This window comes from Enterobacter sp. ECC-249, assembly GCF_043965265.1.
Classification (GTDB): Bacteria; Pseudomonadota; Gammaproteobacteria; order Enterobacterales; family Enterobacteriaceae; genus Enterobacter; species Enterobacter quasiroggenkampii.
The window spans coordinates 2,473,959-2,488,996 of record NZ_CP143660.1 but is presented as its reverse complement, the minus strand read 5'-3'; the positions used below and the strand labels follow the sequence as shown (position 1 = coordinate 2,488,996).

General features: G+C 56.0%; 18 protein-coding genes. 9 read left to right on the top strand and 9 right to left on the bottom strand.

Going from position 1 to position 15,038, the window contains the following annotated elements; genetic code table 11:
- Together V1587_RS11995 and V1587_RS11990 are read right to left on the bottom strand one after the other, a co-directional pair.
- On the bottom strand, positions 1-636 hold the full coding sequence (locus V1587_RS11995) for a carbonic anhydrase (protein WP_109844381.1): 636 nt from the start codon (positions 634-636) through the stop codon (positions 1-3).
- Between the two features lie 72 nt (positions 637-708).
- Positions 709-1,491, bottom strand: coding sequence for an MBL fold metallo-hydrolase (locus V1587_RS11990; RefSeq protein WP_395314343.1), 783 nt, complete (start codon positions 1,489-1,491; stop codon positions 709-711).
- Between the two features lie 125 nt (positions 1,492-1,616).
- Between V1587_RS11990 and V1587_RS11985 the strand changes: the two genes are divergently transcribed.
- A complete protein-coding gene (locus tag V1587_RS11985; protein WP_003857665.1) occupies positions 1,617-1,757 on the top strand; it encodes a hypothetical protein in 141 nt (46 codons plus the stop codon).
- A 92-nt stretch (positions 1,758-1,849) separates the two neighbouring features.
- Here V1587_RS11985 and V1587_RS11980 read toward each other — a convergent pair whose 3' ends face one another.
- Positions 1,850-2,017 carry a hypothetical protein gene (locus V1587_RS11980; RefSeq protein WP_032666818.1) on the bottom strand — a complete coding sequence of 56 codons (168 nt, stop codon included), beginning with the start codon at positions 2,015-2,017 and terminating at the stop codon, positions 1,850-1,852.
- Between the two features lie 245 nt (positions 2,018-2,262).
- Here V1587_RS11980 and V1587_RS11975 point away from each other — a divergent pair, with 245 nt between their 5' ends.
- Genes V1587_RS11975 through V1587_RS11960 form a run of 4 tightly spaced genes read left to right on the top strand, consistent with a single transcriptional unit; the run spans position 2,263 to position 5,357 of the window.
- Entirely contained in the window at positions 2,263-3,093 is an 831-nt protein-coding gene (locus V1587_RS11975) for an ABC transporter substrate-binding protein (RefSeq protein WP_371897769.1), read from the top strand.
- A 2-nt stretch (positions 3,094-3,095) separates the two neighbouring features.
- Positions 3,096-3,911, top strand: coding sequence for an amino acid ABC transporter ATP-binding protein (locus V1587_RS11970; RefSeq protein ID WP_371897647.1), 816 nt, complete (start codon positions 3,096-3,098; stop codon positions 3,909-3,911).
- Complete coding sequence (locus V1587_RS11965) at positions 3,911-4,687, top strand: amino acid ABC transporter permease (RefSeq protein WP_371897648.1); 777 nt, start codon at positions 3,911-3,913, stop codon at positions 4,685-4,687. The genes V1587_RS11970 and V1587_RS11965 overlap by 1 nt, the downstream gene beginning before the upstream one ends.
- Positions 4,671-5,357, top strand: coding sequence for an amino acid ABC transporter permease (locus V1587_RS11960; protein ID WP_371897649.1), 687 nt, complete (start codon positions 4,671-4,673; stop codon positions 5,355-5,357). Before V1587_RS11965 ends, V1587_RS11960 begins: the two co-directional genes overlap by 17 nt.
- On the opposite strand, the gene fumD is transcribed toward V1587_RS11960, so the two are convergent.
- The 4 genes from fumD to V1587_RS11940 form a co-directional block, all read right to left on the bottom strand.
- Complete coding sequence (fumD, locus tag V1587_RS11955; protein ID WP_008500615.1) at positions 5,338-5,547, bottom strand: fumarate hydratase FumD; 210 nt, start codon at positions 5,545-5,547, stop codon at positions 5,338-5,340. The two genes, V1587_RS11960 and fumD, sit on opposite strands and share 20 nt — an antisense overlap.
- Before the next feature lie 110 nt (positions 5,548-5,657).
- Entirely contained in the window at positions 5,658-6,470 is an 813-nt protein-coding gene (locus V1587_RS11950; RefSeq protein ID WP_008500616.1) for a MetQ/NlpA family ABC transporter substrate-binding protein, read from the bottom strand.
- Positions 6,471-6,493: 23 nt separating this feature from the next.
- Positions 6,494-7,162 (bottom strand): methionine ABC transporter permease, encoded by a 669-nt coding sequence (locus V1587_RS11945; RefSeq protein WP_008500617.1) that lies wholly within the window; start codon positions 7,160-7,162, stop codon positions 6,494-6,496.
- Complete coding sequence (locus V1587_RS11940) at positions 7,155-8,177, bottom strand: methionine ABC transporter ATP-binding protein (protein ID WP_371897650.1); 1,023 nt, start codon at positions 8,175-8,177, stop codon at positions 7,155-7,157. Before V1587_RS11940 ends, V1587_RS11945 begins: the two co-directional genes overlap by 8 nt.
- 400 nt (positions 8,178-8,577) lie before the next feature.
- Between V1587_RS11940 and V1587_RS11935 the strand changes: the two genes are divergently transcribed.
- From V1587_RS11935 to lpp, 4 genes are all read left to right on the top strand, one after another.
- Positions 8,578-9,948, top strand: coding sequence for a pyridoxal-phosphate dependent enzyme (locus V1587_RS11935; protein ID WP_395314342.1), 1,371 nt, complete (start codon positions 8,578-8,580; stop codon positions 9,946-9,948).
- 11 nt (positions 9,949-9,959) lie between these two features.
- Positions 9,960-11,105: a PLP-dependent aspartate aminotransferase family protein gene (locus tag V1587_RS11930; RefSeq protein ID WP_371897770.1), complete on the top strand. Its 1,146-nt coding sequence runs from the start codon at positions 9,960-9,962 to the stop codon at positions 11,103-11,105.
- A gap of 377 nt (positions 11,106-11,482) precedes the next feature.
- On the top strand, positions 11,483-12,904 hold the full coding sequence (gene pykF, locus V1587_RS11925; RefSeq protein WP_029739779.1) for a pyruvate kinase PykF: 1,422 nt from the start codon (positions 11,483-11,485) through the stop codon (positions 12,902-12,904).
- A gap of 309 nt (positions 12,905-13,213) precedes the next feature.
- Entirely contained in the window at positions 13,214-13,450 is a 237-nt protein-coding gene (lpp, locus tag V1587_RS11920; RefSeq protein WP_010430241.1) for a murein lipoprotein Lpp, read from the top strand.
- A gap of 60 nt (positions 13,451-13,510) precedes the next feature.
- Here the strand turns inward: lpp and V1587_RS11915 are convergent, their stop codons facing one another.
- Together V1587_RS11915 and sufE are read right to left on the bottom strand one after the other, a co-directional pair.
- Complete coding sequence (locus V1587_RS11915) at positions 13,511-14,524, bottom strand: L,D-transpeptidase family protein (protein WP_371897652.1); 1,014 nt, start codon at positions 14,522-14,524, stop codon at positions 13,511-13,513.
- Between the two features lie 97 nt (positions 14,525-14,621).
- Entirely contained in the window at positions 14,622-15,038 is a 417-nt protein-coding gene (gene sufE / locus V1587_RS11910; RefSeq protein ID WP_248098446.1) for a cysteine desulfuration protein SufE, read from the bottom strand.

Below are 15,038 nucleotides of genomic sequence, written 5' to 3'. Positions count from 1 at the left end.
TTACTCGAAGAAGACTTCCGGGTTTTCCGACAGCGAGACGAAGCTTTTCGTCGCTTTATCCAGCGCGAGGATTTCGCCGCTTTCAATGTCGTACACCCAGCCGTGCAGTCGGATGGAGTTATTACGCAGGCCCACGGCGACGGACGGATGGGTCTTGATGTTGCTCAGCTGCGCAAACACGTTCTCCTGCACCATCGCATTGACTTTATCGATCGGCTTATCCCAGGTTTTCTTCTCCACCACGGCTTTCGCCGCGTCGGAATAGCGAAGCCAGTGCGACACGGCAGGCATCGGCTCCAGGTTCGCGTTATCGGCAATCGCCTTCATCGCGCCGCAGTTGGAGTGACCGCAAATCACGATATCCGTGACGCCCAGCGCCACAACGGCGTATTCGATGGTTGCGGACACGCCGCCTGGCTCCGGTCCGAACGGCGGCACAATGTTGCCAGCATTACGAATGACAAAGAGTTGTCCCGGCTCTTGCTGGGTGACCAGTTCCGGGACCAGACGGCTGTCGGAGCATGAGATGAACAGCGCTTTGGGATTCTGGCTGGACGCTAAACTGCGGAAGAGTTCTTTACGTTGCGGGAAAATCTCTTTTTGAAAGCTGAGAAAACCTTCAATGATATGTTGCATAGCAATGTCTCTTTTATCTGTTTTAGTTTAGGTATGATCGAGATCACACTCGTAAAGTTTACCCATCGTCGTTTACTTCAGACAAGCAATATATTTTTGGCCCGACCGCTGCACAATTTCGTCCGCGTTAGCGAGGATGTTCTGCCCTTCGAACGCGCCGTACAGACGTTCAAACGTTCTGCCTTCCAGACGACTTACGACGGACGCCACGGCGCGAGCCGGCAGCGGAAGATAGTTCGGGTAGCTCCACATAAACGAGACGGCGTCTTTACCCGGCGTGACCTGCAGAATATCGCCCACCAGCAGCACCCCGTCCCCCTCCTGCCAGTGCAGCACCGTTCCCCCGGCAAAATGCCCGCCCAGACGCAGCAGGGTGACAGACGGGAAAATCTCCAGCGCATCGCCTTCCCAGAAATGAATGGCCGGGCTTTCGCGCATCACCCACTCTCTGTCGCTGGCGTGCAGGTACACCGGCGCGTCAAACGCCGCAGCCCACTCCTGCATCGTGGTGTAATAGTGCGGATGTGAGATCGCTATCGCGCTGATGCCGCCGAGGGCGTTAATAAGCGTTTTGGTTGCCGGGTCAATGTTGGCGATGCAATCCCAGAGGATATTGCCGTGGGGCGTTTGCAGAAGCAGCGCCCGCTGGTTGATAGCAAACGCCGGGACCGTTTTGATACCGAACAATCGCGGCTCCAGCTGCTGCCATTTGTTGCTGTGCGTCGCGTTGACGGTATCGAGATCGGTCCACGCCTGGCCCGTGGCGGGCACATACTGGCGTTCATCCTCACAAATCGGGCATCTGTCCGGCTGCGTATCGTAGGCGGTTCCACAGGTTTTACAGAGTGTAATCATGTGCTCTCCTCAGCGATAAAGCACTGAGTATGGCAGGGATTATCCTTATGTGCTGCGAGGTACATTGCTGGCTTTTTTTGCCCTATACTGTGCCAGTATCGAAAACTGAACAGAGCAGGTGCCACATGGAAATTGATCTCGATAACTTAGTGTTTAACGGTCTGGATGAAGCAGAAGAGCGTAATGCGGAACGTCTGGACGACGCGGATAAAAAAGCGCAGGCGATTGTCGCCGACGACGACTGCGGCGACGCCTGCAAGATCTAATAAACAAGCACCGGGAAACCGGTGCTTTTTTATTTCACTCGTTAAACGTCACGCACACCTCGTTCCAGTACGTTTCGCGCGTGCGGCGCAGTTCAGCGTGGCGTTTTATCATGGAACCACTCCGGGTCAATGTTGGCAACGTCTACGCCATACAGGCTGGCGACAGGCAGTATCGACTCAAGAACACGTTGCGCGCTGTTCTCCGCATTCGCTGGCCGGGCCGCAAAAAACCGCCGTAACGTGCTGATCCACTTTTTCATCGTCTTACCCTCTCTCGCCGTGTCTGCCTTCAGTTAAGCATCCAAATCCCGTGCAGGGGAAATACCAAAATCCACTGTCGATGTGCAGGATCTGCAAATAGCATCCCGTTCTTTTCACTCTTCATTAACACCTTGTTCACTAATGCTTTTTTGCTCATAGCAAAGAACGATTTCTTATTTGGCGATAGCTTTCCCTTATGGGAGCGTAACGGGGTAAAACAAAAACAACGGGATGGCGAATGACTATGGCAGCAAACATGAAAGGGTTTACCAAACGGACACTGGTTCTGGGATTACTGGCGGCGGGGAGCCTGCTTTCAGTGCAGGCACAGGCGGATCAGCTGGCGGATATTAAGGCCGCAGGGGTGGTGAAAGTGGCCACCTTTGACGCCAACCCGCCGTTTGGCTCGATTGACGCCAAAACGCACGAGATCGTGGGTTATGACGTGGACTTCGCCAAAGCGCTGGCAAAATCGCTCGGCGTGAAGCTTGAACTGGTTGCCACCAATCCGGCCAACCGCATTCCGCTGCTGCAGTCCGGCAAAGCCGACCTGATCGTAGCGGATATCACCATCACCCCGGAACGCGCACAGGTCATTGATTTCTCGACGCCTTACTTCGTCACCGGCCAGCAGTTCCTGGTTCCGGCGAAATCACCGGACAAGCTCGATGACTATAGCCGGGCGCGCATTGGTGCAGTCAAAGGCACAACAGGCGAGCAGGCGCTGCACCAGCGTTTCCCGCAGTCCCGCGTCCTCTCCTATGACGACATTCCCCTGGCGCTGACCGCACTGCGCAATGGCAACGTCCAGGCCATTACCCAGGACAGCACCATTCTGGCCGGCCTGCTGGCGCAGGCGCCGGACAAAGCGAACTTCAAAATCCTGCCCGATCTGCTCAGTAAAGAAGAGATTGGCGTAGGGGTGAAGAAAGGTGAAACGGCGCTGCTGAAAGCCGTTAACGACGAGCTGGTTAATCTCGAGAAGACCGGTCAGGCGGCAAAAATCTATGATGTCTGGTTTGGTCCTGGCACCCCTGCTCCACAGCCGCGCGCCTTTAAAATAGAAGCCAGGTAATTATGCTCTCAGGTTTATTTTCACACTCCGCGGCCGGTGCCGCGGATTTTTCACATCTGGAACAGGCCAGCGTCGAGTTTCGTCATGTGGACAAACGCTACGGTGACCATCAGGTTTTAAGCGACATTAACCTGACCATTACGCCCGGTGAAGTGGTTGCCATCCTCGGCCCGTCGGGTTCCGGTAAATCCACCCTGATTCGTCTTATCAACCAGCTTGAACCTCTGAGCGGCGGAGAGATTCTGGTCGACAATAAGCCTACCGGAAAGCTATCCGGCAGCGGGCTGCGCCAGCTGCGAAGCCGCGTGGGGTTTGTGTTCCAGCAGTTCAATCTTTATGCCCATCTCACCACCAGCCAGAATATCACCCTGGCCCTTGAGCACGTTCACGGCTGGAAGCCACGGCCAGCCCAGGAGCGCGCGCTGGCCCTGCTGGAGAAGGTCGGGATGCTGGAAAAAGCCCACCATTTTCCGGCAGAGCTATCCGGCGGGCAGCAGCAGCGCGTGGCAATTGCTCGTGCCCTTGCCTCGTCGCCGCAAATCATTCTCTTTGACGAGCCGACGTCGGCGCTCGATCCCGAGATGATTGGTGAAGTCCTGTTCGTGATGAAAGCTCTCGCCCACAGCGGAATCACGATGATCGTGGTGACTCACGAGATGCAGTTTGCCCGGGAAATTGCCGACCGGATTGTCTTTATCGACGGCGGAAAAATTCTGGAAACCGCGCCGCCGGCGCAATTTTTCAGCCAGCCAGCGCATCCGCGCGCGCAGCGTTTCCTGCAAAAGGTGCTCAACCCGCTGCATCAGGAGCATCTGTAATGCCCGCGCTCGACTGGCAGGGGGTACTGACCGGACAGCCTCTGCAGTGGATACTCTCCGGATTCCTCACCACCCTGTGGGTGACGCTGGCGGGGATCGTGCTAGCCAGCCTGCTCGCACTGCTCTTTATGCTCCTGCGCCTTTCCGGCGGACGCGTCGGGAAAGCGATCGTCAGCGGCTGGGTATCGCTTTTTCGCAATACCCCGCTGCTGGTGCAGCTGCTGTTCTGGTATTTTGCCGCCTGGAACGGCCTGCCGCAGGCGTTTCGCGACGTGGTCAACGCCGATCACAGCTGGTCCATTCTGCCCGGCGACGTCTGGTGGTTTACGCCCGAGTTTTTATGTTCTGCCTGGGGGCTGGGCGTCTTTACCTCGGCGTTTTTAATCGAAGAGGTGGAAGCAGGATTGCGTTCGGTGCCAGCCGGGCAGCGGGAGGCGGCGCTCGCCCAGGGATTCTCCGCGTGGCGTTTGTTTCGCTACATTCTTCTGCCGCAGGGCCTGGCCAACGCCTGGCAGCCGGTTGTGGGCCAGTACCTTAATCTGATGAAGCTCTCCTCGCTCGCCAGCGGGATTGGCTTCGCCGAGCTCACCTATCAGGTCAGGCAGATCGAAAGCTATAACGCGCACGCGCTTGAGGCATTTACCCTTGGTACCGCACTCTATCTGCTGACCGGCCTGATCATGGGGATGGCGCTGGTACGCCTTGGTCCACAGGCTAAACGTAAACGCCCGAACGTCGTCATCGCAGGGAGTGAAAAACATGATTGCCGGACTTAATGTCATCACCGATAACCTCGATTATCTGCTGTGGGGACGCGCGGCAGCCGGTGAACCAGGAGGCGTATTGCTTTCGTTAATGATGGCGACAGGCGCTGCGGCTATCGCTCTGCCCGGGGGGATAGTGCTCGCGTGCCTGGCCTGGCGCTTTACCGGGCTCGTACGAAAAGCCCTCTTTGTATGGGCAGAGCTGATTCGCGGGATCCCGCTCATCTTCGTGATCTTCTGGATGTGGTATCTCCTGCCGCTCATCACCGGAGGCGATCTGCCGGGGGCGCTGACCGTCACGCTGGCGCTGGCCTGGTTTACGGCGGCCACCGTGATGCACTCGGTCCTGGCCGGGCTGAGCGCGCTGCCGACCGGGCAGTACGAAGCCGCACTGTCACAGGGATTCAGCACGCAGCAAACCCTGTGGCGCGTGCTTCTGCCGCAGGCGCTGAGGAACATTCTGCCGTCGCTGGTGGGGATTTTTATCAGCCTGCTGAAGGATACGTCGCTGGCGTTTATCGTGAACGTCCCGGAGCTGACCACGGTGGCGGGACAGGTCAACAACCGGGTGCAAATCTACCCGGCGGCCATTTTTATCTTTACGGGCGTGGTCTACTACCTGCTCTGCTGCTCGCTCGAGCAGCTTGCAAAACGCTGGCGCCTTACCCGGCCAGCGCTTTAACCACCGTTTCCATTGCCTCGGTTGTCAATTCACTGCGTTTCACGCGCTGGTTCGCCAGCGCGGTACGCAGTACCCCGGCAATGACAATATGCTTTGGCTCCTGCCCTAAATCACGCATCTCAAGCACGACCTTCCCGACCACCCGGCACATCTCCTGATACAGCGCTTCATCTTTGGTCACGTTACCCATCGTCATCACTCCATTGCCTGTTAAACGTTGAGCTTAAATGATTCTCCTGCCGGATACAAAAAAGAAGCCCGGCGAGAGACTCGCCGGGCTTCATCAGTAAAATCAGTAAATTAGTTGTTTACTGGAATGACCGCGCCTTTGTACTTGGTGCGGATCCAGTCCTGAATCTCTTTCGAGTGCAGCACGTTCACCAGCGCGACGATGTCTTTCTTCTTCTCGTCACCGCGATGCACGGTAATGATGTTAGCGTACGGGTTGTTTTCACCGCTCTCTACCGCAATCGGGTCGTGAACCGGATCCAGACCGGCGTCAATCGCGTAGTTGGCGTTAATCACCACCGCATCGCCTTCGTTGTTGTTGTACATCTGCGGCAGCAGAGACGCTTCGACGTTAGGCGTGAACTTCAGCTTTTTCGGGTTCTCGACGATGTCGCTGATGCGCGCGGTCACTTTATCGATGCCCGGCTTCAGCTTGATCACGCCCTCTTTCTCGAAGATGGAGAGAATACGCCCCTCTTCAGAAACCGCGTCACGCATGATGATCTTGCCACCTTCCGGCAGGTCTTTCAGCGACTTGTATTTCTTGGAGTAGATGCCGATTGGCTCAATGTGGATCGCGCCCGCGCTGACAAAATCGTAGTCCTTATCGCCCGCATGATCTTTCAGCACGCTGTTCAGGTAAGGAATGTGCTGGAAATAGTTCGCGTCGATGTCATGACCCGCCAGCGCGGTGTTCGGCAGAATGTAGTCCTGGAACGGTTTAATCTCCAGGTCGATACCCTGCTTCGCCAGAATCGGCTTTGCCTGCTCCAGAATTTCGGCGTGCGGCGTGTTGGATGCGCCCACGGTCAGGGTGTCGGCCCAGGAGGCGAAGCTCAGGGCGCTCAAGGTTGCAGCGGCGATCAGTGTCAGTGTCTTTTTCATGATGTGGTTCCTGTGTGTATTTATTAGCGTTTATCTAACAGTGAAGTAATGACATCGCCGCAGAACTGGATAATGAAAACGATGATCAGAATGGTCACCGTTGCCACCAGCGTGACGTCACCATGGTTGCGCTGGAATCCTTCCAGATAAGCCAGATTTCCCAAACCGCCGGCGCCAATCACCCCCGCCATTGCGCTGTAGCTCACCAGCGCAATCAGCGTCACCGTAATACCCGATACCAGGGCAGGTGATGATTCCGGCAGTAAAACCCGAAACACTAACGTGCTCAGTCGTGCGCCCATCGAGCGCGTTGCTTCTATGACGCCTTTATCCACTTCACGCAGGGCGATCTCCACCAGGCGTGCGTAGAACGGTGCAGCACCCACAATCAGGGCCGGCAGCGCCGCGTTGGCGCCAAGAATGGTGCCGACAACGGTCTTGGTGAACGGGATCAGCAGTACGATCAGAATGATGAACGGAATCGAGCGGAACACGTTCACCACAATCGAAATGACGCTATACACCGTACGGTTGTGGAACAGCCCGCCGCGCGCGGTTAAAAACAGCGCCAGACCCAGCACGATGCCCAGCACAAAAGTCGCCACGCCGGACAGCGCGGTCATGTACAGCGTCTCCAGCGTCGCCGCCCAGAGCTGATCCCACTTGAGATGCGGAAAGAGATTCTCAGCCATGTTTAATCACCTCGCCTTCAATATCGCTGTGCTGCAGGTCGGCGAGGATATTGTTCAGTTGTTCATCAGATGCCACGACGTGCACCCAGAGTTGACCAAACACGCCGTGGGCGGTTTGCGTCATTTTTCCGTGCAGGATGTTAAACGGCAGGCCGTAGCGCAGCGTCAGTTCGCCCACGATCGGCTTATGCGTGCTGTGCCCGGTAAAGGTCAGCCTGATGACCGTACCTTCCAGATCGTTTGCCAGTTCGGTATTGAACGTTTCTTCTTCCGCGTACTGGCTCACCTGACGGACAAACTGCTGCGTAATCGGCTGCTGCGGATGGGTAAAGACGCTCAGCACGTCTCCCTCTTCCACCACTTTACCGTTCTCCATCACCGCCACTCGGTCGCAGATTTTGCGCACCACGTGCATCTCGTGGGTGATCAACACGATGGTCAGCTTGAACCGACGGTTAATATCCAGCAGCAGATCGAGGATCTGATCGGTGGTCTGCGGGTCAAGCGCGGAGGTGGCTTCATCGCAGAGCAGCACGTCCGGATTATTAGCCAGCGCACGGGCAATGCCTACGCGCTGCTTTTGCCCACCGCTCAGCTGCGACGGGTAGGCATGCTCGCGGCCTTTCAGGCCAACGAGTTCAATAAGCTCGGCCACGCGGGCCTTAATTTCGGCTTTCGGTACGCCAGCAATTTGCATCGAGAACGCAATATTCTCGCTGACCGTGCGCGACCACAGCAGGTTGAAGTGCTGAAACACCATGCTGATCTTCAGACGCGCCTGGCGCAGTGCCTCACCTTTTGCGGCAGAAATGTTCTGCCCGTTGATGGTGACGCTTCCGGCGCTGGGTTTTTCCAGGCCGTTCAGCAGACGAATCAGCGTGCTTTTCCCGGCTCCGCTGTAGCCAATAATTCCGTAAATCTGTCCCTGCTCTATCGTCAAATTGACGTTATCAACGGCAGTCAGCGCGACCTTTCCGTTGTCAAAAACCTTCGAAATATTCCTGAGTACGATCATTCTTATTCTTTATCCGTTTCGCGCATGGCTGTTTAGCAGTATGGATGTCCAAACGATAGTAAACAGGCGTTATCAGCTTTTAAATGAACAAAAAAGAATGTGTTATAACTTTAAGAAATAAACACCGGATTTACCGGGTGGGAAGCATTTAGACCAATTTCAGCAATGATTATCTGCCGGATGCATATCCTCTGGCGGACGGGCGCAAAAAACGGTCATTTTTGCAGCATTTTATCCCGATATAGCCATCCTCACATCCAGACAACTTTACGTCTTGCTGTCCTGCCATCCAGAAATGGCATTTATATTCCTTTCTGTTCTAAACGGCAGTGAATGGTTCTTTATTGAGAAAATTTCACCGCCCTATCATCCCGTCATGACATCCAGAAAGGAAAACATCATGACGATTTATCACTCCGTCACCGAACTGATTGGTCGTACCCCGCTTATCCAACTGCATAAGCTTAATACCGGTCCCTGCTCGCTGTTCCTGAAGCTGGAGAACCAGAATCCGGGCGGGTCCATTAAGGATCGCGTTGCGCTGTCGATGATTAACGAAGCAGAGCGTACCGGACAGCTGCAGCCGGGCGGCACGATTATTGAGGCCACGGCGGGCAATACCGGTCTTGGCCTGGCCCTGATCGCCGCTCAGAAAGGCTACTCGCTGATTCTGGTAGTGCCGGACAAAATGAGCCGCGAGAAAATTTTCCACCTGCGCGCGCTGGGTGCCCAGGTGGTGCTGACCCGCTCCGACGTCAACAAGGGCCATCCTGCCTATTACCAGGATTACGCCCAGCGCCTGGCGAACGAACTGCCCGGCGCGTATTACATCGACCAGTTCAATAACGAAGCCAACCCGCTGGCGCACCGCACCACAACGGCACCGGAACTGTATGAGCAGCTTGACGGCAGGATCGACGCCATCGTGGTGGGCGTCGGCTCAGGCGGTACCCTGGGCGGCCTGCAGGCATGGTTCGCCGAGCACTCTACGCATACGGAGTTTGTCCTGGCTGACCCGGCCGGCTCGGTTCTGGCCGACCAGGTGGAAACCGGACGCTACCGTGACGCGGGCTCCTGGCTGGTTGAGGGAATTGGCGAAGACTTTATTCCTCCGCTGGCCCACATTGAAGGCGTAAATCGCGCCTGGCGCATCACCGACCGCGAAGCGTTCACCACCGCGCGCGAGCTGCTGAAAACGGAAGGCATTCTGGCGGGCTCCTCCAGCGGCACGCTGCTGGCGGCCGCGCTGAAGTATTGCCAGGCGCAAACCACGCCGAAGCGCGTGGTGACCTTCGCCTGCGACAGCGGCAACAAATATCTCTCGAAGATGTTCAACGACGACTGGATGCGTCAGCAGGGGCTCATCACCCGCCCTCAGGCCGGCGATCTCTCCGACTACATCGCCCTGCGCCACGATGAAGGCGCTACCGTCACCGCCGCCCCGGACGACACGCTCTCCACCGTCCTGGCGCGCATGCGCCTGTATGACATCTCCCAGCTGCCGGTGCTGGAGAACGGCAAGGTGGTGGGCATTATCGACGAGTGGGATCTCCTGCGGCATATCGGCGGCGACGGCGATCGCTTCGCGCTTCCGGTTACGGCAGCTATGACGCGTCAGGTGGAGTTCCTGGATAAACACGCCCCGGAAAGCGCCCTGAACGCCATCTTTGACCGCGGTCTGGTGGCCGTCATTAATGACAACGACCGTTTTCTCGGTCTGATTACGCGCAGCGACGTTCTGACCGCCTGGCGCAACCGTCTTCAGCAATAAAGGAATAGATGATGAAAAACCTGGCTACCCTGAGCGTCCACAGCGGCGAATTCAACGACCAGCACGGCGCCGTCATGCCGCCGATTTACGCCACCTCGACGTTTGCGCAACCCGCGCCCGGCGAGCATACCGGCTATGAGTATTCCCGCAGCGGCAACCCCACCCGCCACGCGCTGGAAACCGCCATCGCCGAACTGGAGGGCGGCACGCGCGGCTACGCCTTCGCCTCTGGTCTGGCGGCCATCTCCACGGTGCTCGAACTGCTGGATAAAGACAGCCATATTGTCGCTATTGATGACGTTTACGGTGGGACGTACCGCCTGATCGAGAATGTGCGCAAGCGCAGTACCGGGCTGCAGGTCAGCTGGGTTAAACCGGACGACCTGGCTGGGCTTGAGGCCGCCATTCGCCCGGATACCCGCATGGTATGGGTTGAAACGCCGACCAACCCGCTGCTGAAGCTGGCGGATCTGGCGGCCATTGCGACGATCGCCCGTCGTCATAACGTCATCAGCGTGGCGGATAATACCTTCGCGTCGCCGGTGATCCACCGTCCGCTGGAATCGGGCTTCGATATCGTGGTGCACTCCGCCACTAAATATCTGAACGGCCATTCTGACGTGGTGGCCGGGCTGGCGATTGTCGGGGACAACAGGGAGCTGGCGGACAAGCTGGGCTATCTGCAAAACGCGGTGGGCGGCGTCCTGGATCCGTTCAGCAGCTTCCTGACGCTGCGCGGTATTCGCACGCTTGCGCTGAGGGTCGAAAAGCACAGCACCAACGCGCTGGCGATTGCGCAATGGCTCGATCGGCATCCTCTGGTCGAAAAGGTGTTCTATCCCGGCCTGGAATCACATCCGCAATATCAGCTTGCCCGTACGCAGATGGCCCTGCCCGGCGGAATGATTTCCGTCGTGGTCAAAGGCGATGCGCAACGCGCCACCGAGGTGATTCGCAACCTGAAGCTGTTTACCCTCGCGGAGAGCCTCGGCGGCGTGGAAAGTCTGGTGAGCCAGCCTTACAGCATGACGCACGCCTCGATTCCGCTGGAGCAACGCCTGGCAAACGGCATTGTGCCGCAGCTGATCCGTCTGTCAGTCGGGATTGAAGATCCGAAAGACCTGATTGCCGACCTCAGCCAGGCGCTGCAAAAATAAGCAAAACGCGGCAGGTCAATCACCTGCCGCCACAAGTTGTCATCATGGCTTAACGCCTTGATAACAATATTATGTGAAACTGCATTGATTATTTCTGAAACACCGTTTCCATTTTCCTTTTATCTTAAAATCAGCGTATAATGCGCGCCAAATCCCTGGTGAATGGTTTCAGCGCTTGGAATACAAAAAACAACGTACAACTTCTCCTCTCCTTCGTTGGGCTGTCACTCAGGCACACTTTCTTCTGCACGCTCATTTGATGTCTCCTATCCTTAGTGCGTGTCATATACTCTTTTGCAACACAGGTTTGACTCCGCGGCGGTGCGCCCCCGGAGCGAGATATCCATATCCTTCCCAACTTAAAGACTAAGACTGTCATGAAAAAGACGAAAATTGTTTGTACTATCGGCCCGAAAACCGAATCTGAAGAGATGCTGACCAAAATGCTGGACGCCGGCATGAACGTGATGCGTCTGAACTTCTCCCACGGTGATTACGCAGAACACGGTCAGCGCATCCAGAACTTGCGCAACGTGATGAGCAAAACCGGCAAAAAAGCTGCCATCCTGCTGGACACCAAAGGTCCAGAAATCCGTACCATCAAACTGGAAGGCGGTAACGACGTCTCTCTGAAAGCGGGCCAGACCTTCACCTTCACTACCGACAAATCCGTCGTCGGCAACAGCGAAATCGTTGCAGTAACCTATGAAGGCTTCACCAACGATCTGTCCGTCGGTAACACCGTGCTGGTAGACGATGGTCTGATCGGTATGGAAGTCACCGCGATCGAAGGCAACAAGGTTATCTGTAAAGTGCTGAACAACGGCGACCTGGGCGAAAACAAAGGCGTTAACCTGCCGGGCGTCTCCATCGCGCTGCCAGCCCTGGCTGAAAAAGACAAACAGGACCTGATCTTCGGTTGCGAACAGGGCGTTGACTTTGTTGCAGCCTCCTTCATCCGTAAGCGTTCCGACGTGGTTGAAATCCGTGAGCACCTGAAAGCGCACGGCGGCGAGAAGATCCAGATCATCTCCAAAATCGAAAACCAGGAAGGCCTGAACAACTTCGACGAAATCCTCGAAGCGTCTGACGGCATCATGGTTGCACGTGGCGACCTGGGCGTTGAAATTCCGGTTGAAGAAGTGATCTTCGCGCAGAAGATGATGATCGAGAAATGCGTGCGCGCGCGTAAAGTGGTTATCACCGCAACGCAGATGCTGGACTCCATGATCAAAAACCCACGCCCAACCCGCGCTGAAGCAGGCGACGTGGCAAACGCCATCCTCGACGGTACTGATGCGGTTATGCTGTCCGGCGAATCCGCGAAAGGTAAATACCCGCTGGAAGCGGTGTCCATCATGGCCACCATCTGCGAACGTACCGACCGCGTGATGAAAAGCCGTCTGGACTACAACAACGACAGCCGCAAGCTGCGCATCACTGAAGCGGTGTGCCGCGGTGCAGTAGAAACCGCAGAGAAACTGGAAGCACCACTGATCGTGGTTGCCACCCAGGGCGGTAAATCTGCTCGTGCGGTGCGTAAATACTTCCCGGATGCGACTATCCTGGCGCTGACCACCAACGAAACCACTGCCCGTCAGCTGGTGCTGAGCAAAGGCGTGATCCCACACCTGGTGAAAGAGATCGCCTCTACGGATGATTTCTATCGTCTGGGTAAAGAAGTGGCTCTGGAGCTGGTTGATCGCGGTCTGGCACAGAAAGGTGACGTTGTGGTCATGGTTTCTGGCGCGCTGGTACCAAGCGGCACCACCAATACCGCATCTGTTCACGTGCTGTAATAATTCCCGAACGAATTAATTTGGATAAAAAGCGCCCGTCGGGCGCTTTTTTTATTCCTGGCATTAGCCAAAGTCATTCAAAATGCAAATCGGGTTTTTCTATTTAATTGCGAATTATCTAAGATGAATCCGATGATAAATGCCTTTTTTTCCTTAGATTTTTACCCGAAACCGGCTGATTCGATGCTTCTTTGAGCGAACGATCAAAAATAGGTGTATTCCCATCAAAAAAATATTCTCAACCCAAAAAACTTTGTGTAATACTTGTAACGCTACATGGAGATTAACTCAATCTAGAGGGTATTAATAATGAATCGTACTAAACTGGTACTGGGCGCGGTAATCCTGGGTTCTACTCTGCTGGCTGGTTGCTCCAGCAACGCTAAAATCGATCAGCTGTCTTCTGACGTTCAGACTCTGAACGCTAAAGTTGACCAGCTGAGCAACGACGTGAACGCAATCCGTTCCGACGTTCAGGCTGCTAAAGACGACGCAGCTCGCGCTAACCAGCGTCTGGACAACCAGGCTACTAAATACCGTAAGTAATAGTACCTGTTAATAAAATGGCGCACATTGTGCGCCATTTTTTTTGCCTGCGTCAAACGGCTACTGCGTCACCTTCTCCCCTTCTTCTTCCGCGACCGCTGCGGACACCCGGCTGTTCTGCACCGACAACACGCTATTGCTGGCCGACGAGCCGCTGCCTGACGACACGATCACCGGGATGCCGGCGCGACGTGACAGGGCTTTCTCAATTAGCGCCTTATCGCTTCCCGCCTGAGAAACAAAGGTCGCAAAGTCGGCGGAGTGGGTAATGGGCGAGACCTGTGGATTTTCCCCTTCTACCTGCGCCAGCGGACGGTGGACTTCAATATAGCGTTTACCGTCCGGCTCAACGGAGAACTTCACGGGTTCATTGACGATCTGTACCCGCGTGCCAACCCGCACCTGCTCGAACAGGGCTTTGATATCCGGGGCGTTCATCCGCATACAGCCGGAGCTGACTCGCAGGCCGACGCTGTCCGGCGCGCTGGTGCCGTGGATGAGATATTCCCCGTTGCCCACGCCTAAACGCAGTGCGAAGCGTCCCAGGGGGTTATTTGGCCCGGCAGGGACCACCGGAGGCAGTTTAATGCCCTGCTCCAGAGAGCGTGCTCTGATGCCCGGTGTAGGTGTCCAGGTGGGATTCGGGATTTTCTGGCTTACGCGCGTGGTCGTGACCGGTGTTTCCAGCCCCAGCTGTCCGATGCCGAGCGGGAAAACCTGAACGATGTTTTGCCCCGGCGGGAAGTAGTAGAGCCGAAGCTCAGCGAGATTCACCACAATTCCCTCGCGGGGCGTATCCGGCAGCAGCATTTGCGACGGAATGGTAATAACAGTTCCCGGCGCAGGGTTTACCGGCGCAATGGTATTGTTGGTTTCGAGGATCACCTGCGCCGCCGTATTAAACCGACGGGCAATGGTCTGCAGCTTATTATCCCCTTCCTGTATCGTGTAGGTTTGATTTTGCCCAATCAGACGGCTGCCTGCGGGCGGCAAGGGATAGTCCATCGCGCGGGCCGAATTAAGGGCACCGAGCGAACTGAGGAGTAATAGAGTAATGAGAGACGCGCGCTTCATGCTGAGATTCCTTATTCACTGACAGAACGCCAGAAAGCTGAAAAACCAGCGAGGCGGGAACCACCTCGCGAAACAGAATGAATGCTGTTCTGTAAGTCTAGCTAAGGATTGCAGCTTTGGCGCGGATGGCGCGAATCATCGCTTCCAGTCCCTGAGAACGGGACGGGGTGAGGTGTTGGGTTAAGGCCATTTTTTCAAACCACGGGCGGACATCGAACGCAACAATATCCTGTGCCGACATCTGCTGGTAAAGGCTAAAGACGACCGCAATAAGCCCTTTTACAATGGCGGCATCGCTGTCGCCGCGCAATTCGATCGTGCCGTCATCAGACTGAGCCATCACAATCCACACCTGGCTCTGACAGCCCTGAATAATATTTTCCGGATTATGCGCCTCTTCACCGAGCGGCGGCAGACGCTGCCCCAGCTCGATGATATAAAGGTACTTCTCCTCCCAGTTTGCGCAACGCGAAAAGTTGCGCAGTAATTTATCTTTGTCCGGCAGCTCTGCCAT